The organism is Candidatus Melainabacteria bacterium, assembly GCA_003963305.1.
Classification (GTDB): domain Bacteria; phylum Cyanobacteriota; class Vampirovibrionia; order Obscuribacterales; family Obscuribacteraceae; genus PALSA-1081.
The window spans coordinates 23,742-42,910 of the sequence record RXJR01000004.1 but is presented as its reverse complement, the minus strand read 5'-3'; the positions used below and the strand labels follow the sequence as shown (position 1 = coordinate 42,910).

At 48.2% G+C, this 19,169-nt stretch carries 17 protein-coding genes; 12 read left to right on the top strand and 5 right to left on the bottom strand.

From position 1 onward, the window contains the following. Positions 1 to 29 precede the first annotated feature (29 nt). The 9 genes from EKK48_04425 to EKK48_04385 all read left to right on the top strand — a co-directional run bounded on the left by EKK48_04425 (position 30) and on the right by EKK48_04385 (position 10,940). Positions 30 to 812, top strand: coding sequence for a DUF4239 domain-containing protein (locus EKK48_04425; GenBank protein ID RTL44504.1), 783 nt, complete (start codon positions 30 to 32; stop codon positions 810 to 812). 290 nt (positions 813 to 1,102) lie between these two features. Beyond that, the gene (locus EKK48_04420; protein RTL44503.1) at positions 1,103 to 1,912 is read left to right on the top strand and encodes a phenylacetate-CoA oxygenase; all 810 of its coding nucleotides are present in this window, start codon (positions 1,103 to 1,105) and stop codon (positions 1,910 to 1,912) included. A gap of 3 nt (positions 1,913 to 1,915) precedes the next feature. Continuing rightward, entirely contained in the window at positions 1,916 to 2,737 is an 822-nt protein-coding gene (locus tag EKK48_04415) for a hypothetical protein (protein ID RTL44502.1), read from the top strand. Further along, positions 2,718 to 2,969, top strand: a complete 252-nt coding sequence (locus EKK48_04410) for a 4Fe-4S dicluster domain-containing protein (GenBank protein ID RTL44501.1) — start codon at positions 2,718 to 2,720, stop codon at positions 2,967 to 2,969. Before EKK48_04415 ends, EKK48_04410 begins: the two co-directional genes overlap by 20 nt. A 109-nt stretch (positions 2,970 to 3,078) precedes the next feature. After that, positions 3,079 to 4,077: a hypothetical protein gene (locus tag EKK48_04405; GenBank protein RTL44500.1), complete on the top strand. Its 999-nt coding sequence runs from the start codon at positions 3,079 to 3,081 to the stop codon at positions 4,075 to 4,077. Between the two features lie 327 nt (positions 4,078 to 4,404). Beyond that, positions 4,405 to 5,943, top strand: a complete 1,539-nt coding sequence (locus EKK48_04400) for an alpha/beta hydrolase (GenBank protein RTL44499.1) — start codon at positions 4,405 to 4,407, stop codon at positions 5,941 to 5,943. A gap of 30 nt (positions 5,944 to 5,973) precedes the next feature. Continuing rightward, complete coding sequence (locus EKK48_04395) at positions 5,974 to 7,188, top strand: hypothetical protein (GenBank protein ID RTL44498.1); 1,215 nt, start codon at positions 5,974 to 5,976, stop codon at positions 7,186 to 7,188. 18 nt (positions 7,189 to 7,206) lie between these two features. Then, positions 7,207 to 8,013 (top strand): class I SAM-dependent methyltransferase, encoded by an 807-nt coding sequence (locus EKK48_04390; protein ID RTL44497.1) that lies wholly within the window; start codon positions 7,207 to 7,209, stop codon positions 8,011 to 8,013. 179 nt (positions 8,014 to 8,192) lie between these two features. Next, positions 8,193 to 10,940: a glucosidase gene (locus EKK48_04385; GenBank protein RTL44988.1), complete on the top strand. Its 2,748-nt coding sequence runs from the start codon at positions 8,193 to 8,195 to the stop codon at positions 10,938 to 10,940. 19 nt (positions 10,941 to 10,959) lie between these two features. Here EKK48_04385 and efp read toward each other — a convergent pair whose 3' ends face one another. Next, positions 10,960 to 11,565: an elongation factor P gene (efp, locus tag EKK48_04380; GenBank protein RTL44496.1), complete on the bottom strand. Its 606-nt coding sequence runs from the start codon at positions 11,563 to 11,565 to the stop codon at positions 10,960 to 10,962. A 302-nt stretch (positions 11,566 to 11,867) separates the two neighbouring features. Here efp and EKK48_04375 point away from each other — a divergent pair, with 302 nt between their 5' ends. Continuing rightward, positions 11,868 to 12,641, top strand: a complete 774-nt coding sequence (locus EKK48_04375; protein RTL44495.1) for a hypothetical protein — start codon at positions 11,868 to 11,870, stop codon at positions 12,639 to 12,641. Positions 12,642 to 12,674: 33 nt separating this feature from the next. On the opposite strand, the gene EKK48_04370 is transcribed toward EKK48_04375, so the two are convergent. From EKK48_04370 to EKK48_04355, 4 genes are all read right to left on the bottom strand, one after another. Beyond that, positions 12,675 to 13,211 carry a DUF4240 domain-containing protein gene (locus tag EKK48_04370; GenBank protein ID RTL44494.1) on the bottom strand — a complete coding sequence of 179 codons (537 nt, stop codon included), beginning with the start codon at positions 13,209 to 13,211 and terminating at the stop codon, positions 12,675 to 12,677. Positions 13,212 to 13,258: 47 nt separating this feature from the next. Continuing rightward, positions 13,259 to 14,263 carry a DUF4240 domain-containing protein gene (locus EKK48_04365; GenBank protein ID RTL44493.1) on the bottom strand — a complete coding sequence of 335 codons (1,005 nt, stop codon included), beginning with the start codon at positions 14,261 to 14,263 and terminating at the stop codon, positions 13,259 to 13,261. Between the two features lie 175 nt (positions 14,264 to 14,438). Then, positions 14,439 to 15,269, bottom strand: a complete 831-nt coding sequence (locus EKK48_04360; GenBank protein RTL44492.1) for a DUF4240 domain-containing protein — start codon at positions 15,267 to 15,269, stop codon at positions 14,439 to 14,441. A 72-nt stretch (positions 15,270 to 15,341) separates the two neighbouring features. Beyond that, a complete protein-coding gene (locus EKK48_04355) occupies positions 15,342 to 16,586 on the bottom strand; it encodes a hypothetical protein (protein RTL44491.1) in 1,245 nt (414 codons plus the stop codon). A 281-nt stretch (positions 16,587 to 16,867) separates the two neighbouring features. Here EKK48_04355 and EKK48_04350 point away from each other — a divergent pair, with 281 nt between their 5' ends. Together EKK48_04350 and EKK48_04345 are read left to right on the top strand one after the other, a co-directional pair. Beyond that, entirely contained in the window at positions 16,868 to 17,716 is an 849-nt protein-coding gene (locus EKK48_04350) for a hypothetical protein (GenBank protein RTL44490.1), read from the top strand. 87 nt (positions 17,717 to 17,803) lie between these two features. Continuing rightward, positions 17,804 to 19,108, top strand: a complete 1,305-nt coding sequence (locus tag EKK48_04345; protein RTL44489.1) for a hypothetical protein — start codon at positions 17,804 to 17,806, stop codon at positions 19,106 to 19,108. Positions 19,109 to 19,169: the final 61 nt, after the last annotated feature.

Here is a 19,169-nt window from a genome sequence, read left to right as displayed (position 1 = left end):
CTGCGCCAAGGCGACGATGGAGTTACCCGATGGAAAGCACAATGCAGACAGTCGATCACTTGCCTCTCTGGGCGTTTTTTCTAGTGGTTCTTGTCATCGCCTTTCTTTCGACTGAAGTCGGCCATCGCATCGGCGCGTGGCGCTTGAGGACGAGAGGAACCGAACCACAGGCTTCACTGGGTACGATTGTCGCGTCAGTGCTTGGGTTGCTCGCCTTCATGCTGGGGTTCACATTTAACGTCGCGCTGAGCCGGTTCGACGAGCGTCGTGCGGCGATTCTGGACGATGCGAACTCCATAGGAACGACGTATTTACGAGCTGACTTTTTAGAAGAGCCACAGCGTTCCCAGGTTAAGAGGTTGCTGCGGCAGTATGTTCAAGTTCGAATTAACGGCATCGTTCCTGGAGAACTTAATGAAATTTCTGCTAAGTCGCAAGGCTTGCAGAACCAACTCTGGTCTGTAGCAGCCGCTTTCGGCAAGGAAAAGCCAAACCCAATCACAGGGCTGTTCATAAGCTCGCTGAATGAAACGATTGATATGGATTCTAAGAGAATCAATATCGGCATTTACGCTCGCGTGCCCGACTCTGTTTGGCTGGTTCTCTTTGCTGTTTCAATGCTTTCGATGCTCGGTGTCGGGTATTACAGCGGGCAGACCGGCAGTCGTAGCTGGGCGGAGATACTTTTACTCGTATTGACATTTGCGCTCGTGACGTTGCTTGTTGCCGATCTGGATAGACCGCACGAGGGCTTTATAAAAGCCAGTCAGCAGCCGATGGAAAGTTTGCAGAAGCAGATTGGACTGCCTTAGCCTTTCGTGAGCGGCGCATCTTCAGACTATGCTGCGGGAGTTAGACCATGCCGCAGCTTCAGACCATGCTGCGGGGATAAGACCATGCAACAGCTTCAGACCATGCTGCCAGCGATGCTCATGATCCCGGAGATGCCCATGTTGCCTGGGATGCCTTGACGTGAAGACTTTTAGTGTCATCCGAAAGGATGATCAAAAGTATCCGCTGGGATGACAACTTTAAGCTGCCAAAAAGAAAAAATTCTATTAGGTATGTACCGAAAGTTTCAGAGTTACAAGGAAGGTCGCAAATGAAAACTTACGACGTCAATGATCGACTGCCTGAGGATTACAAAGCGGCTCTTATCGACCTGCTTTCTTTCCAGGCAGACTCGGAGTTTGCGGGTGGTCAGCGCGTCGCAGAAAATATGCGCTTTGCGACTCGACCAGAGGAAGCCTATCGCCTCGCCAAGAAAGTGATGGAAGAGATGGGTCACGGCTGGTACTGCTGGGAGATTCTTGCGCCGCTTGGCGTGGACGTGAATGCCAGGGTTGAGCATCTGGTGCAGCATCCTGAGAATCCCGACCCGAAAAAGGTCCGCATCATCAACGGCTTCCGCAAAGAGAATTGGTCTCGATTTTTTGAAGATTGGTCAGACGTGGCAATGTTTTCCACGGTCGTGACACCGGCTGCAGTGGCGTTCCTTGGACAGTATCGCGAGTCTTCATATGTGCCATGGAAGAAGATCAGCGAACGCATCTGGCAAGAGGAGAAGGGGCATCTGGCATTTGGAGTCTGGGCAGCCAAGCGTGTTATCGAGTTCGAAGGCGAAGCCGGTCGCGAAAGACTTCAAGCAGCGGTTCCGAAGTTTATGGCAATGGGTCTCGGTTTTTCCGGTCGCCCGTCTGACGACAGCGAGCAGTTCGCAAAATACTTTGAATTCGGATTGAAAATTAAAACGTCGCAGCAGCTCCAGGATGAATATATGGAGATAGTCACTAAGCGATTGCTTGAACTCGGTCTGGAGATTCCAAAAGATGTGAAAGCCGACTATGACATGCGATTTGGCTATTCGCGATCGGCTGAACGCGACCTGGTCGATGTCGGCGCGGAGATTTAAGTAATGGTACCAATTCAGCAAAACGAGCTTGTCGACGAAGATAAGGCGCTCATCAAGGAAATAGAACAGGGTCATTGTCTTGTTTCGTTTGAGAATGCAACACCCAGGTTTCGAGAACTTGCGACAGGAATACTTTTTCAGTTTGCCGATTCTCAGCTGGCGGGCGCCGTAGGTTATAACAATTGCCTGAATTGGGCGCCATCGCTTGATGACAGGATCGCGCTCGCCACAATCGTTGTTGAAAAAATGGACATGGCAAAGAAGACTTATGCCATTCTTGCCAGTCAAAATCTCAACGTGGAAAAGTACTTCCAGTCTCATTCCTGGGATGCGAAAGTGCTGCGTGATGCCGATCTTGGTTTTCGGCGAGCTTCCTGGGACAAGCGTTTGAACGCGTTGATGTACCCTCTCGAAAGCTGGGTCGATATGGCAATCTTCGCCCATTTGATGTCATCTATGACTTGCTACACTCTGGATAATTTTTCGAAGTGCAGTTTTGCGCCGCTCAAGACCCTGGCTGATGGCTGTCTTTCTGTGGAACAGAGGCACGAGGCTTTTGGCGAGGAACAGCTAAAAAAGGTGGCGAAGGCGCCCGCAAATACGATTGTTCTGCAGTCTGCGCTTAATTACTGGTTTCCGCGAGTGGCAACATCTTTTGGAACTTCCAAGTCGCTGCGCAACGATCTCCATCGCCAGTTTCATCTCAAAGCTGCTACCAATACTGAGCTGCAGCAGGAATGGGCACGGAAAATGCAGGACTTCTACACGCTAATCAACTTGAACATTCCGGTTTTAAATATCGACAATGCAGCAGCATGTAACTGATCCCGAGCTCTGCATACAATGTTCGGCTTGCGAATTAGCTTGCCCGATCAAAGCCATCAAGGCTATCTACGGTCGTTACTGCATAGACGCCGAGGTCTGCAATAATTGCCTCAAGTGCATCGAGGAGTGTCCGACCGGTGCTGCCGACTGCTTCATCGAGGTTTCTGAGGTATTCAGTCAGGACCAGCAGGCGGAATGGCAGAAGTTGCCCAGCGAAAAGCCGGAAAGCTAATTCTCGCGGCGTTCGAGTCGTTTTATTGGACCACCTTAACCGGGTGTGCAAGAATCAATGTAATTGGAATAAGTGGAATCCAGACATTTGATTATTGACATAGACTCGAATGAATCCGAACGGTGTGAGAAATTTTCGATGCGCAGGTCTGGCGAACGTAATTCCTTCGACAGCCATTAGTGCTGTTCGATTTGTTGTAGCCCTTACGTTCTGCTTTGCCTTCATGTTTGATCTCAGTGGAACTCTCGTTCTGCCCGCTCTCGCTGGTGGGAACAGCGCGGTCCGAGTGCTGCAGTTCCCCGCCAAACAGTCGATTGGCGTTCTTCGAATTAACAGGTCTAAGGGCAACACAATACAAGCTAAGGGGAGGATCGAGGTTCCCGCTAATGCGAACATCGAGTTGCGCCTCGCGTATGAGGCGGCTCATGACCTTTCGCCCCTGAAGGATCTTCCTCCAGACGGTATTCAGCGACTGGTACTGGCCAGTCTGGAAGTTGAAGACGACCAGTTGAAGTACATTGAGAACCTCACGGGTCTCGAGGACATCGATGTTGAGGAGACTGAAATTGGCGATGCAGGTCTGCGCTGGCTGCACAAACTGACGAAATTGAAGAATTTGCGGTTGAAGTCGACGTTAGTAACCGGCAAGGGGCTGGTCTATTTAAAGCCTCTGGTCTCGTTGCGAAATCTAAGTCTGTCCAGTAATTCGATTGGTGATGCAGGGCTGGAGAATATAGTCGGGCTCAAGAATTTGAAAGTTCTTAGTTTGACTCGCTGCCAAATCACAGATCGAGGATTGCAGCAGATTGCTTCGCTGACTCAGTTAGAAAAGCTGGAACTCGAGTTCAATAAGATCACCGATTCCGGAATTGCATCACTGGTGGGCTTAAAGAACCTGAGAGAGCTGTTTTTGTCGGATAATCTTATGACTGGCAATTGTATTAAGTATCTCAAGCAGTTGTCGAATTTGGAAAAGCTAATTTACAGCAGCAAGAATTTCAAACCGAATGATGTGGCGCGGCTTAAGGCAGCTTTGCCGCATTGCCATGTTGAGGAATATCTGAAAGATCGCAACGTGCAACTTGATTTGTTCGAGCCTTTGCACTAGATATCAGGCTGGTTCTCAGTTTCTGAAGCGAGCTTTGGTTTGCGGTTTCTGGAGCGTGTTTTTGCTTGTATTTTGGCTTGTATTTATCGCTTTGCTATTTCTGTCTACAAGGCATTTGGTGACACTGTATATGGTGACTATGAGGCTGCAATAGTCGGTCAATGCATTCGAGCCGGGCACATTCGCGCTGAGTGTTTGATCAACTTGGATTGTCGTTCTCTACGTTTTGCGGATTACACAGTGACGAAAGGTGCATGAGAGGCGGGTCATAATCGAAAGGTTCGGCGAGAAACTTGTAAAATGGGCAGGTGAGTTGGTAGGTCACATATGAAATTAAACACAGTATTGCTCGCTCTGTGCTCCCTTTTGGCGATGGGGACGGCGGTTCGCGCTGAAACGACTAAAGTCAAGAGGTCGTACGTAACTATTCCAGTTCTGTATGTCACGGACCGCGCCCCGACCAAGAAGGGCTATGGGCCCCAGCGGAAAAATGAAGATCTGACCACAATCGATGAATTGCGGTTCGGTTGGCTCGACTACGTACTTAAAACTGATAAATCCGTCAGTGAAGATGAGAAGCAACTCGGGTGGGTTGAATCGCCGCGATCACCGGACAAAGTTTTGAATATGAGAACTCAGCGACAAACAGCTAGTCTTGATGACTTTGGAAAATACATCATTGAAGCGGCAAAGAAATCGGGCACCAAAGAAGTTTTTGTTCTGGTGCACGGATTCAACACTCCATTTGCTAATGCTGCCCAATCCGCGGCTCTGCTGGAGCACGCGGTTCGACGCCCGGTAATTCTCTACAGCTGGCCCTCGAAGGGACGGCTCGGCCAGTATGGGGTAGACCTCGGCAACAATGAGTGGAGCCAGGAGCATTTTGACAGCATGCTGGATGAGCTGGCGCATGTGAGGGAGAAATCCGGAATCAGCTTCAACCTGATCGCACACAGTATGGGTAATCGAATTGCTGTCCATTCTGCGCCCGTGTTGAAGGGACGACATATTTTTCAGCAGATGTATCTAGTCGATCCTGATTTCGACGCAGAAACTTTTGTTCATTATCTGTACCGCTATGCACGAAAGAAAGACGAGCACAGCGAAGTTGCAACCAGGGCGGAGGTCGTTAAATCTTCCAGACCTGAGGTAGCTGCTCAGGCGAAGGTCGATGGTGTAGATTCTGAAGGCGGAGCGACCAAACTCGAGGACAGTGGATCGGCCGGTGCTACTACGAGGATCGAAGGCTCGGGCTCGGCCGGTGCTACTACGAAGATCGAAGGCTCGGGCTCGGCCGGTGCTGATGTTCCTGACTCGGTTGGTGCCGTAGATAAGACAAACTCTCTTCCGCAGCCTAAGGTTCGCATTTTGTTTTCGCACAAGGACAAGGCGCTGCCTCTTTCCGAGCTTATTTTTGGTGGTTACACTCGCCTCGGTCAGGCTGCTGACTCGCTGCTGTCTTCCGTTTCGGCACCTCTTTCATTGCCTGGCATACTTGGTGACGCTTTGAATTCTGTTGTGCCCAAAGACGAAACCAAAGCGGGAACTACAGATGGTGCTTCGAATAATGCAACGGAAGCTTCTAAGGGTAAGCAACCGCAGTGGATGTTGAAATTTGAATGGATCGATTTCACTGCCCTGGATCACGGTCTGATCGGGCACACGATCCCCTATAACCTGATTGCAAACCTGTGGTCTACGGATACGCCGGGAGACGGTCTTAAGCTTGTTGCGAGCCAGAATGGTTCACCCAACAAATTATCTTCGATTTTCTCTCACCTCTTCGGGGAGAAGGATCATATTTCCTCCAAGATAGTGACAGCTCAGAGAGTCGTTCCAGTATCGAAAGAAGATTCGCATGAATGAAGCGTTAGATCGACTGGAGGTGAGAGCATCATGAGACTGATTTTGCCGCCGGAAGAATTCGCTGAATCTGTGGCGACGCATCTTGTCGAGTTGCAGTTCGATGGCACGTTACATTTTGACCGTCAAAATTTTGCTCTCGTTTTGAAATCTGGCACTGGTAATCCTCTCCAGACAATCAATCTTGCTAATTTTTATGCGGATTATTCTAACGAGCCGAACAACTTACCCGAGCTTCTCAAGAAAGTTGCTTCATTGTCCAGGGGCACACCTGATGTCTCCAATTATGAGTCCATTGCACCGTATTTGATGCTGACCATTCTTGACCGATCACAAGTAATGCTGGACTACTACAAAGCCCGGCGAGATCACGGCGTTGCTGCTGGAACCCCTGTGTTAATCGCGATCGCTGGTGCGCTGGTCTTGAGTCCGATAATTGACACGGGCACTTCGCTGGTGCACGTTACATCGGCGCTACTAGATATCTGGAAAGTCACTGCTGACGAAGTATTCGATAGAGCCTCTCGTAACTTATCGGGTGCAACAAAGCACTACAATTTTGAATCGATTGTGGATACTAAAAATGACATGCCGGAGTACCACGAATCGATGTGGAACGACGGATATGATGCAGCAAGGATCGCTCACGAACACATTTTCCTGCAGGGACTGCCGGTGAAAGGTGAAAAAATTGTGTTTCTGCTGAGCCCGTCGAAGCTCATTGTGACTGGAACTGAAAGTGTTATCGGTGTCGCTTTCGGGGTCTCTCAACTGGACAAAAGCTCACTGCCACCATTCGTGGTTGTCTCCAGGAACGGAAAACTTCTTAACTATGTTCCGGACAAGAATAAGGAAGCCGGATTCTATATTGCGCTTCATCGCGCGCAGACGAACTACTTCGGTCGAGCATACTATCTTCAGAAGGAACTGCTCGTTTCCGCAGATGTATTGATAGGCGATGTTACTGTTGCAGACTTCACTGTCGCTCAGCATCAGGACAAACGTCTGGCGAGTATGTGCACATGGACGGAGGGGGTGGATTCGTTGCTGCCGAAAACTGATGCGATTACGTTTATTGGCACGGCAGGCGGTGCACCTAAAATTGTTGCGCGAACCAGCTGGGAAAATGCAGTGCCTTTAGTCGGCGATCGGATAGAACAGACGCACGACTATCCACCGCGATTTCGAACGAAGTCATTCCCCACCCTGCAACAACTTGATGCGATGGGGATTCACGATATTTTCTGATGCGCACAATGCAGTAGTATTGCAATTGCAATTGAATTCATAAGGATAATCTTCGTGTCAACCTCAACTTCGCGCGACACCTGGTACAGAGACTTTTTTACTGGAGCAGCTCTGGATCTCTGGCGGCAGGCAAAGACAGAAGATGAGACGGAAAATGAATGTGCCTTCTTGCAGGAAATATTTGAGCAAAGCGGCTCACATCTGCTCGATGTACCTTGTGGCAACGGCAGGCTAACGATACCAATGGCCGAAGCTGGTTACAAAGTTACCGGGCTGGATTTTTGTCAGGAATTTCTCGATGATGCTGCGAAACGGGCTGCTTCTATTAATTTTGAAGATGGCGCAGTTGAATTCATTCAGGGCGACATGCGCAAAATTTCTTCTAAGACAAAGTTTGACGGTGCCTTCTGTTTTGGCAACAGTTTTGGTTACTTCAATCGTGAAGGAACCGAGCAAATGCTTCAGTCAGTGGGTGAATGTCTGAAAGTGGGAGCGAAGTTTGTACTTGAAAGCAGCATGCTTGCGGAAACGTTTCTCGTTAACGGCGCAGAACGAGAGTGGGTGCGTGTGGGCGACATGCTCATGCTCATTGAAAATCACTACGATCCGCGCGAGAGTTGCGTGCAGACTGAATACACTTTTATTCGTGACGGCAAACAAGAATCTCGGCACGCAACGCACTGGATTTACACGTCAGGCGAAGTTTGCTCGATGCTATCGAGAGCCGGCTTGTTTGTCGATGACTTGTTTGGATCGCTTGAGGGCGATGAATATGCGCTCGGCTCGGAGCGAGTCGTTTTAGTAGCGGAAAAGCGTAAGGGCTGATCGAATTGTTTTGGTTGCGGAACACGCACGGACTGGGCAGATAGACATTTTGTCTGTTTTAGTCTCCATGGTCTAGTCTTCCTAACGTTGCGATGTGTAGCCGATTGTCGATCTTTTGCTGATTTGCGCCGACTGCTGAGGTATATTTTCTGCGGCACCAGCACATGTCAGGGGAACTTATGGCCAGGAATGCAGCAAGAAGCGTATTAGAGCGACTCGAACAGGCTCGCACAGGCAAAGAGAACTGGAAGAAGTGGGGACCATATCTGAGTGAGCGCCAGTGGGGCACAGTTCGCGAAGATTACAGCGATAATGGCGATGCCTGGGCCTATTTCTCTCACGACCAGTCACGTTCCCGTGCCTATCGATGGGGCGAGGATGGTCTGGCCGGAATCTCCGATGACCATCAAATTTTGTGCTTTTCTCTGGCTTTATGGAACGGGCAGGACCCGATTGTAAAAGAGCGGCTCTTCGGACTGACAAACAGCGAAGGTAACCATGGCGAGGATGTAAAGGAACAGTACTTTTACCTCGATAGCTCGCCCGCGCATGCCTACATGAAGTACTTGTACAAGTACCCGCAACGTCCATTTCCTTACGCTGAGTTGGTCAACACCAACCGGAAGCGTAGCCGTCATGAGCTGGAGTTTGAGCTTCTCGATACGGGAATATTCGACGACGATCGTTATTTCGACGTCTTTGTCGAATATGCGAAAGCTGCTCCGGAAGACATTCTGATCAAAATCACGGCTTTTAATCGGGGACCCGACGCTGCACCGCTCCATGTCTTGCCGACTCTGTTGTTCCGCAATACCTGGTCCTGGGCAGAGGGTGGTTCTAAACCCGTTATGCGAAGTGTTCCCGGTTCGCCACACAGTATTGTTCATGCTCACCATACAGATCCGTTGTTTCAGGAGTCTATGGTTGACTACTATCTGTATTGCCAGGGCGACGCTCCATTGCTCTTCTGTGACAATGAAACCAACAACGCGCGTCTTTTCGGCACGCCCAATACAAGTGCTTATGTGAAAGATGGGATCAATAATTACGTTGTTCACAAGCAGAGTGCCGCTGTCAATTCGGATATGGGCACCAAGGTGTCACCTCATTATCAACTAATGGTGGCAGCTGGAAGCTCCGAGTCTGTTTGTTTGCGACTGAGCCTGTCTGCTCCCCAGCAGCTTGCAGAGCCATTCAAGGGATTTGAAGACGTATTTCGGCAGAGAAAGAATGAAGCAGATGAATTCTACAATTCGATTATGCCACCAGATATCAAATCTGATTCCGATAAAGCCAATGTGTTTCGTCAAGCGCTCGCGGGTATGCTCTGGTCCAAGCAGTATTTCTACTACGATCTCGATCGCTGGTTGAAAGATCACAATGCCGACTTTTTGCAGGACCACGAAAATCTGGGTAAGGTGAGAAATAGCGGCTGGCATCATATGTATAACGAAGACGTTATTTCGATGCCGGATAAGTGGGAATACCCATGGTATGCGGCTTGGGACCTGGCTTTTCACACGGTGGCGCTGGGTATGGTCGACCTGGACTTCGCCAAGCAACAACTCGACTTGATGTTGCGCAACGACTATCAGCATCCCAACGGTCAACTGCCGGCTTATGAATGGAACTTTGGTGATGTCAATCCGCCAGTGCACGCCTTCGCAACCATGCAGATTTACTTGCACGACAAAGAACGTCAAGGTGGCAAGGGCGATATCGATTTCCTCAAGTATGCATTTACGAAATTGATGGTCAATTACTCCTGGTGGGTTAACCGCAAGGATCCAACCGGGCGCAACGTATTCGAAGGCGGATTCCTTGGTTTGGATAACATCGGCGTGTTTGACCGCAGTTCACCATTGCCGACTGGAGGGCGTCTCGAACAGGCTGACGGAACGGCGTGGATGGTTTTGTTCAGCCAACAGATGTTGCGAATCGCTATCGAATTGGCACTGCACGATCCGCTCTATGAAGACTTTGCCTTGAAGTTTTTCCAGCATACATTGTGGATTGGTGGGGCGATGGACCGGCTCGGCGAACACAGCGATGAGTTGTGGGATGAGGAAGACGGTTTCTTCTACGACGTTTTGCGCCTGCCGAATAGGCATTCACTTCGCCTGAAAGTGAGATCGATGGTTGGGTTGTTGCCACTATCGGCGATTGTCGTTATTGAAGAGAAAAATCTCGAAAAACTTCCCACTTTTGCTAAACAGAGTCAGGAGTTTCTGTCGCGACATCCTGAACTCTGGGGCAATATGCATGACCCAACTCAGCCAGGAGTGAAGAACCGGCGCATGCTGTCGCTATTCAGCGAGGCTAAACTGAGGCGCACGCTGTCTCGGATGCTCGACGAAAGCGAGTTTTTCAGCCCTTACGGAATTCGGTCGCTGTCGAGGCACCATCAAGATCATCCATTTGTATTTAAGCATGGCGGGCAGGAGTTTCGAGTCGGCTATCTGCCCGGTGAATCAGACACAGGTATGTTTGGTGGCAACTCCAACTGGCGTGGTCCGATCTGGATGCCGGTGAATGCACTGCTTCTGGTGTCGCTCTGGAATATCTATTCCTACTATGGTGATTCATTCAAAATCGAGTGCCCGACCGGATCTGGAAACGAGATGACTCTCTTCGAAGTGGCTACGGAGCTTTGCAATCGTCTCTCCTCGATATTTTTGAAAGGATCAGATGGTCGCCGCCCCGTCTATGGTGGCTCAGAGAAATTCCAGACCGATCCGCATTGGCGCGATTTGGTCTTGTTCTATGAGTATTTCCATGGCGACAACGGCGCCGGCATCGGAGCCAGCCATCAAACGGGATGGACTGGGCTGATTGCTCGTATCATGCAATTGAACAGCGCGCTGACTAAAGAACAGCTTCTAACCGAGGAGTCGCACCGGGCTCTGTTTGCTGGCGCCATGGGGTAGTGTTATCGTAGGCTGCTCTTCAAAGCCTGGTCACGTATGTGCGCGTGCGTGTGTCGACTCGAATTTTGTCGCCCCTTTTAACGTGAAAAGGAACCATGATGACTGCGCCAGTTTCTAGAAGTGCTTGTTTCCCACCTCCAGAATTTGTATTTCCTCTCTCGTTTGGTGGCGTTTCGCGCACTTCCAGGTCCACCATATTAGGCAGTTCTACTCGTATTACTTTTCCACGATGTGTGATTACGGCAATATCCTCGAGGCCCTCTTTGAGCAAGTCTAAGTCGCTACCAAAGTGCTTTGCTTCAAGTTCGAACGATTCAGTGCCGGCCCTGTCCATCAAGATGAGTTGTTCAAAGTCTCGATAGACAAATACTAGTTTTCTATTTTCAACATTTGCTGCTTCAATGCGTTCTCCTGCACGAAAGTTCACCGACAAAACATCGCTTGTCTGCAGGTTGCGTAAGCGTGTTTGAACAAACGCTGAGCCTTTTCCTGGCTTCACGTGCATCGCTTCCACTACTTGCCAGACAGATTGTCGAAATTCAATTGTAAGACCAGGACGAAAATCGTTGCTCGATATCATGCTATTCCTCCCAAGCTTGAGTACCGGCTCAGGGGATTGCATCAATAGCAAACTCACCTAAGCGCGGCTGTGTGACCCAGCATTCTTGGGTTGGGAGGTTGCAGCGGTTTTGAAAAATCGCTGTCCAGAGCAATTTGAGGTTTTTTTGTTTCCGACATCTGTTCAGTCCTTGCGTATTTCAATCATGACATAAGTGCCGCGGATGCAAGATGAGAATTGCCATGACCTAATGATGAGCCAAGTGATTTCCAGGTAGGCCCGAAACGCATGCTCCATGAGAGCACATTGTTGGGAACGACCTGATTGTTCGCTGGTAGAATAGTAGGAGCTCGTTGACATGGCAAATCATGAAGAATTCATCGTGCACAATTCAGGAAAACTTATCGCCAAGCGATGTTCTCGCTTTCTGGCGTGATTGGTATAGATTCTCTGCGGCCATTGATTCAGAATGCGAAGACATTGACCTCAGCTTTCAAACCAGAATCGAGGACTGGCAGTGGTCCTGCGATTTGGCCGAGGCGAAGCAGCTTGGAAAGGCTCTGAACGCATTGTTCAATCTTTCAGTTAGCACGGAAGTCTGGTCCGAAGTTCTTCAGCCTAACTCGACTCTTGAATCACTCTGTCAATTTGTGTCTGCTCAGGGGGCTAAACGAAGGGTTATCGCTCCCTTTAAAATTGCTGGAATAGAGTGTTTGCCGGCCGGCGCCTTTTTTGCTTTACGCACGGCATTATTGGATGCCGGAATTCCGGTCGCCGGCGCGAAACCTTCGACGCCCCTAGATCCGTTGCTGCATGAACATTTAGGAGCAGTCTTGCTGGCAGCGTCGAAGCTGGCACCAGGTTTAGTTCCAGTTCCAGTTTCGCGGTTCGAGAAATTGTTTGCGTCAGCCTTCATTACTGCATTGTTCAGTTGCGTTGGACTAACAGTCATGATGTACCTCGTGCTTCCCGTCAATTTTGTTTCTCAAATTGTCATCAGCGAGTTCATCTATTTCATGGTGGTCTTCGCACTCTGTAAGAACTGGATCGCTCGGAACTTTGACTCGGATTATCATATTGAGGGTGTGAGAACGCTTGGTGATTTTGCGCGACTATTGCTGTCGGGAGCGCCAGCTTCATAGAATTTTTGAAGACTGTGTCAGCTTTCGAAGTTTCTAGCTCGGTGTATAACCGAAAAGCTTGCAAAGGTGCGGATAGACCTGGCAAATGTTCGTTTCGTCAAATGTTTGGTCGCTTTCCATCGTGTCTTTCGGGAGGTCCTCAGGAACGTCATCCCAAATATCCCTGCCTATCAATTCTTCGTACGCCAGATCTGCACAGTAAAGAAAGTACTCTGCGCTGTCGAGGAGTGATAACGAGTCCTCTTCTTTCAAAAGATCAGCCAAAGTGCTCGGTTCCTTGACGCCTCGCACGTAAACCTCTTCTCCTTGAGCAATCAACCACGCTCGAAACGCGTTAAAAGAAGTATCAGTAAAAATTCCAAAAGCCAGAAATTGCACCGCGCACAACTCCCAACTGTTTGCATTGACAAACTTATTTTCGAAAACAACCTTGAATTCGATGATTGGTTGAGGTCCAAGCGAAATCAGTTTAGATTTTAGAACTTCAGATTGCTCCTGAATATCGACGTGAGCTTCTCTGAGTGCTGCTCTTGACTCGGCAATCAAGTGCCAAAATTCTGTTTCTAACATTGAGTAGCGCTCTTTCGATGATTCTTCACGTCATCATATCCGTTAATTCATTTACTAAAGTGCTTATAGATGGCTGGATAGAGTTCTTGTAAAACTTCTTCGGACTCTTCCCATTCCACCCCTGATGGTTCAGTCAACGAAGGTACAGACAGCTCCAAAACTTCTCCTGTCATCTCTGAGTAAAGTTCTTCCGGAACATAAAGCATACTCTCGAGTTTGCAAGGTCTTATGCCCAGCTGAAGTATGCTCTCGGGTTTGTCTATCAAACGTTCGAACACTTCCTGACCTTCTGAGATCAGCCATGTTCGAAAGTATTCAAATCCATCATCGCTGCAGCCACCAAAGGCTATGTAAGCTAATGCCCAGAGCTCCCATGTATAGGACTCATTCAATTTTTGGCGGAAGATGTCGGCAAATTGTTTGATTTCAGTTGCGGTAAGACGTGACAATGAATCCCTGAGATTCTCGGTTCGCAGCAAAACTTGAGCGTAACTGTTTTCTTCATGCCTCTTCGACTGTCCTATAAGATTCCAAAATCGTGTCTCTGATAATTCACTTGGGGCAACTCTGTTTTCGGGAGGAGCGGGACTTTGTCTTTTCTTTCGTCTCTGCCGCTTTATCTCAAGCTGAGATTGCAGTTCATCAACCTCTTCGGTCGATCCTTCAAGCTTTAAAAATGCATCCCGCATTAATTGAAGTGACTTGCCAACAGCCTCATAATGTCTATGACTAAACCGGGTTAGAACTATGGATTTCCAAAAATCTGTCAATCTGTTCTTATCACCATTGGCGATTAAGGCATCGCTGACGAGGGTAAAGAACTCAAATCCATAAATGCCATTGTCGAACTGCTCCAATAAGTAGTCAGAAATCTTGCCTACTTCGTTTGCTTCAATGTAACTTTTAGTCAACGGCAAGTAAGAATCGTATCTTAGCTTTGACCAGAGCTCTTGAGTAATTGAATGCTCGTCACCGCCATGCTCGTCCAATAAGGCACTGAATGCCGTAATATGGTCATCTTCTGTATTGTCATATTTAAAGACCAGATTCATTGCTTTGATAACTCCCTTGGTCCGCCAAAAGACAATGTTACTTCATTCGCTCGGGGCAAAGTCCGTGAAGGAGGTCAAATTCCAAAATCGTACTCCGTATAAACGTGGACGGAACGCATACCGCGCCGTTTGTTCTATTTATTTGAGTTGTTCAGTGTCTATTTCTTTTATGCGCTCAGGAAAGTATGGCATTTACTCTGTTTACCTTTTCCGGGTCTAAGTCATCGCGTAGACAAATGTGCTTTAGCCTGTCGGTTATAGACTGTACGAAGAAATTCTTCCTGTCGCTCGCCGCTGCTGAAACATACCAATTGGTTTCTATTTTTACCGGATAGATTTCGGTATCGTCTTTTGGCGCCCTAATGCAAATGTCGCTATTATCGACTTGAAGTTGCAAAACTAAATGCCTGAGCTGTTTTGTGCTAAATGCAAGCTTATCCAATTCTTGTACGTAAATGGCTCCTACCTCATCAGCGGTCAGAGCAAGGGACGCAAAGCTGTTTAGTTCGCGTAACGACTTGTTCAGCGCTTGTGAATCACGAAATGTTATTGTTCTTAGATTGCATATTTGCGGCCAACCATCTGGATTGCTGCCCGTTTCAAAATCGATTTTCGACTTGTAATCCCAATCATCTGGATCAGTACCTTGTGAGATCGCCCAAGCTTGTTGTGGAGCGTAAAGCAATAGCTCAAAGGATTCCGTAGCAGGAGGCATCTTGGATGGTGATGTGCGTACGGACTGATAGAATTGTTCTCCCATTCCGATAGCAAAGCATCGGGCGTACAGAAAGCTGTCTGGGGTGGCGTCTGCGCAGTGTGAAAAAAGTGCGGAAGTGTCAAGATCACGAAGAGCTTCCGCCAATTGATCGGCAAATGACTCTATTTCGGCTGATGACTCAGTCGACAATCGCTTGCAAATACCATTGAACGCTGATTGTTGGTCATCGTTCAAAAGATCACGCCGTTTCGCAGTCGAGATGATGCTCCAAAATTTTTGCCGATTCATCAAATTCGTTCCTTTGCGTTTCTCAGCAAGCTGTCATCATAGTCAGAGTAATTCGTTCCCGTGTTGGGCGATTTATTTATTCGCTGAGTTAGTGTGATTCTTTTCCTGTGGCGATGATTTTTCCGGTTTGTTTTCGAGTAACGGAAATCCGTCCTCGTCCGAGTCTGGATGCTCACCTATTCGTGCTGCTAGTAAACGACGATTTCCTTCGCCAAATCCAGTTTTAAGTATTACGTTCTTGCTTATAGGTGACGAATCATGTGATTCGTCGACGAAATTCCAGTGCGAGACTCTGTTATTAGTGAATACGATTCTTATGCCCGAGAAGTAAGGGACGCATCCTTCAAAGGGAAAACGATATATGTTCGAGTTGGAGTCGGCGATCATGTCTTCTAATCTGCTTCTGGACGTCGAATTGATTCCACATATCTTTCCGACTGCTGTCTCCGAAGATCCCAACCATTTTTCAACTGCAGATCTGGACATGCCAATTAGGTCATGATCTCTTAAAAATCGGTTCAGCATACAGAGTATTGGGATTGGATAAGTTCTTCGTTCCTTCCAATAAACTGGATCGAATGAACCATCATCATTGTTGCTAATCTTAATCAGTCGGTTCTTGGGAAATTCGTAGGTCGGCCGCGGCGGAGGGAAGCTCTCAGGCTCATACTGTTGCTTTGAAGGGGTGGCGATTCCATTTTTGAAGTCAACAATCGATGATTTTGATCCCTTATCCAGGAATGCTAGCGTTGGCCCGATGAACAGAATCTTTCCGCTGTTCGGGGCAATTAGAATCCTGCCGTATCTGTCACACAGTGATTGACTACCGTCGTTGTAGCCTGCTACTAAAACGGCGTCGGATGGAAGATTTTCAAGTTCGAGATCGCGATTTTTTTCGGACGCGGCACCGTACGAGAAGACCGTTAAAAGCACCGCGTTTGTTGGTAATTTATAACCTAACTCCACGCCGTTCATATTGAAAAAATGCCGCTTCTTTCCGAAATAGTATTTGTGTTTAGGCTCGGGATCGGTAGCCAGGAATATTCCGTGGCCAAAGTATTGAATGTTTGCAAATTTGACCGGCAGAATTTCATGCCCTTCAGAATCTGTTAGTCCACGTAGCTTGCCATCGGACGGGAGATAGGTGTGCTGGTTGAAATCGGTTAGGTAATTGATCATTCCATTGGAAAATGTCGCTATTGCTCGCGCAGGTGCAGCCAATAAAATCAGGAAAGCTGTAAATGCTAATAACTTTCCAGTAATCGAGTTGATTAAGGTTGTGTTTTGCATTAGTTTGATAGGTGATTTACGATGCAATCATCAAATTCCTGAGTAATTTCGAGCAGGTTTGGATAGCTCTTTGCTCCGCGTCTATTTGGACTTCAGCGGTTGAGTTCGTACTTGATGCCGGTCGACATATCTGCGACCATTTTATACGGATTCAATCCTCGAGTTGTAGTATCGTACAAAGGCTTGTGCTCCTGGGCCTTTTTGAATTTGCAGGCGCGATTCTCACTATTCTAATCTTGATCGCTTGAAGGTCAGCGAGATTCTGAATTAGTATCAACGGCCGGCATTGTAGAGATGGAGATTTGGCGATGGACGAAATTGCAGAAAGCTACTTGCGCGCAGGCGACCTCGAAGCAAGCGGGAATCTTGACGAAGCCATCGCTGAATACAAGGCTGGATTGGCTCTGTTTAGCCCTACCACCGCTGACGCCGCTACGCGTAAGACCTATTTCCTGGTCAAATTGAGAAACCTCTTGTGGCGGCTGCAGCGCTACGAAGAAGCTCGTCCTGTTTTTGAGATGTCTGGAGAGAAGATGCCTCGCATCCCATCTGACAATCAGCCTTTCAGAAAGGCTATAAAGACACTGCAGAAGGAAGGCTTGCTTGCTGATTTGTCGAAGAAAGAGATGACGCGGATTTTGCAAGAACTCGATCTGGAGCTGGAAGATGCTGACGATGAACTTGAACCGATCGACTTTTTACAAGTCTATTATGACAGCTCGGAACCTGGTCTTTCTGCGCGTGCCATCACAGATGGTTTCTTGCATCATGACTGGAGGTACGGTCAGGAAACTTCAGACGTTGTAGCAGAAATATGTCAGATTATTGGCAAGCCGGTGTTGAAGCAAATTGAGTACAGCTCCGTGCAGAGGCAGGATGTCGTTGGCGAGACTGTCATGCTTTCAGTGGAATTTGAAGACGGCAAGCGGGAAACATTCCCGGTCGACGGACTGGAAGATATCCTTGCCTTCGTCAATAAGACTCTGGAGAAATTAGGTGATGCGCGCCGTTTTGTTTCCCTGGAAACCAACGGAGATTGGTTCGCTTATTACCTTTTCGATCAGCCTAAATGGAAGAAAATTATTGGCTCCAAATCGCCGGCACTTTCCTCTGACGGAATACCAGGTATTGACGAGAAGCGTTGGCAGAAGCGCTAACTCGCTTTTGGGCAGCAGTATTGCGATAATGATTGGTGAATATTTCGTTTTTGGCATCGTCGATAAGATCTATGTAGTGAGGCTAAATTGTTTGAACCTGTGAAACAGCGCGTAGTTTTGTTTGGATTTTTATCTCTTCTCTTCTTGTCTTTAACACCTGCCTCCGCTGCGCCAGCCAATCAGTCGCCTGACAGCATGGTGATACCAAAGTTTGGTGCTAACGATGGCAAACCGCTATTGAATAGCCTTTTGGGAAAAGTCAAAGCGATGCACGATTACTGGTACGAATCCAGTTTGACAACGTTCCAAAAGCAGAAACCGGTAACGGAGAAAGGTCGTTTTTATTTCAAGACGCCTGATCTCATCCGATTCGAAGCTATAGACGCGGGGAGTCACAGTGGTTCTGTCGTCGTAAAGCAAGCTGATGGCAAAATTAAGGCAAAAGCTGGTGGTTTCTTGGGAGGTATCATTGTCAGCCTTTCTCCCAATTCAAAGTTGCTCAAGACTCCGAATGGATACAGCATAGTCGAGTCAGACCTGGCCACATTGTTAGAGGGGGTGCTGCATGCGGCGGGAGGACAGAATCTGGTTGCTAGTCCGTCACCCTGCTCCTATCCTGGTCTGGGGCGAGCTCTGGTTCTCGAACTTTTGGGTGCCGACAACATGGTCATTCAGAGACTCGCAATCGATCAGGAATCGAAGCTCCCCGTCGACTGGCTGATCTTTGACAAGGATAAATTGGCGTCCATCTGTCATATCGAAAAAATTGTTTCAAATGCAAACATCGCCGATAGCCTATTCCAGCTTGGGCGGGAATCAACCATCGCTAGCGGCGACCTGACGAAAAGTCTTGCAGGGACTGATGTCTTATGCTCTGGTCTTGAGCGAAGGCTGGCGAGATCTTCAGTGAATACGCCTTTAGATTCTCAAACTAAATTCGAGATCAAGTCACTAGTGGACCAGATCGCACTCGAAGCAACTCAGTTGAAAAATGAATCCTCGGCAAATCAGTCCACAAGCACAACCGATATCATCAATTATGATCAGTCGGAGTCAGGTGCTACTACAGCTGTAAAATCTCTCGGAGCGCCAGTGATCCTGATAAGAACCAGTGAGATTGAATCAATGGTCAACTCTCTTCGAGCTGTGTCGCCTTCAATCAAAAATTTTGATGCCATCACAGCCGGTGACGTCGGCAGTGTCGCGCTGGCGGCGGATTGGGATCTGAGCCTGGTAAGAATCTCTGAAGGTATAGCCAATTTGTATAATCTGCTTGATTCAGACAAGACCGACCTCAAGGTAATTAATCAAGAAAGTGAAAGAATTGTCGAACAGACTAAAACACTGGAAGGTGTCTTGCAGCGGATTCCCACGCCAAAAGTTGCTCGCTAGCAGAGGTCCTGACTGAGGGGGTGAAGCGGTTCGCGCTAGCGCTAGTCTGTTGTTCTGCTCG

What these genes read in the sequence shown, in the direction of transcription:
- EKK48_04425 (RTL44504.1), top strand. Translation starts at nt 30, where the DNA reads ATGGAAAGCACAATGCAGACAGTCGATCACTTGCCTCTCTGGGCGTTT.
- EKK48_04420 (RTL44503.1), top strand. Translation starts at nt 1,103, where the DNA reads ATGAAAACTTACGACGTCAATGATCGACTGCCTGAGGATTACAAAGCG.
- EKK48_04415 (RTL44502.1), top strand. Translation starts at nt 1,916, where the DNA reads ATGGTACCAATTCAGCAAAACGAGCTTGTCGACGAAGATAAGGCGCTC.
- EKK48_04410 (RTL44501.1), top strand. Translation starts at nt 2,718, where the DNA reads ATGCAGCAGCATGTAACTGATCCCGAGCTCTGCATACAATGTTCGGCT.
- EKK48_04405 (RTL44500.1), top strand. Translation starts at nt 3,079, where the DNA reads ATGAATCCGAACGGTGTGAGAAATTTTCGATGCGCAGGTCTGGCGAAC.
- EKK48_04400 (RTL44499.1), top strand. Translation starts at nt 4,405, where the DNA reads ATGAAATTAAACACAGTATTGCTCGCTCTGTGCTCCCTTTTGGCGATG.
- EKK48_04395 (RTL44498.1), top strand. Translation starts at nt 5,974, where the DNA reads ATGAGACTGATTTTGCCGCCGGAAGAATTCGCTGAATCTGTGGCGACG.
- EKK48_04385 (RTL44988.1), top strand. Translation starts at nt 8,193, where the DNA reads ATGGCCAGGAATGCAGCAAGAAGCGTATTAGAGCGACTCGAACAGGCT.
- EKK48_04375 (RTL44495.1), top strand. Translation starts at nt 11,868, where the DNA reads ATGAAGAATTCATCGTGCACAATTCAGGAAAACTTATCGCCAAGCGAT.
- EKK48_04370 (RTL44494.1), bottom strand. Translation starts at nt 13,211, where the DNA reads ATGTTAGAAACAGAATTTTGGCACTTGATTGCCGAGTCAAGAGCAGCA.
- EKK48_04365 (RTL44493.1), bottom strand. Translation starts at nt 14,263, where the DNA reads ATGAATCTGGTCTTTAAATATGACAATACAGAAGATGACCATATTACG.
- EKK48_04360 (RTL44492.1), bottom strand. Translation starts at nt 15,269, where the DNA reads ATGAATCGGCAAAAATTTTGGAGCATCATCTCGACTGCGAAACGGCGT.
- EKK48_04350 (RTL44490.1), top strand. Translation starts at nt 16,868, where the DNA reads ATGGACGAAATTGCAGAAAGCTACTTGCGCGCAGGCGACCTCGAAGCA.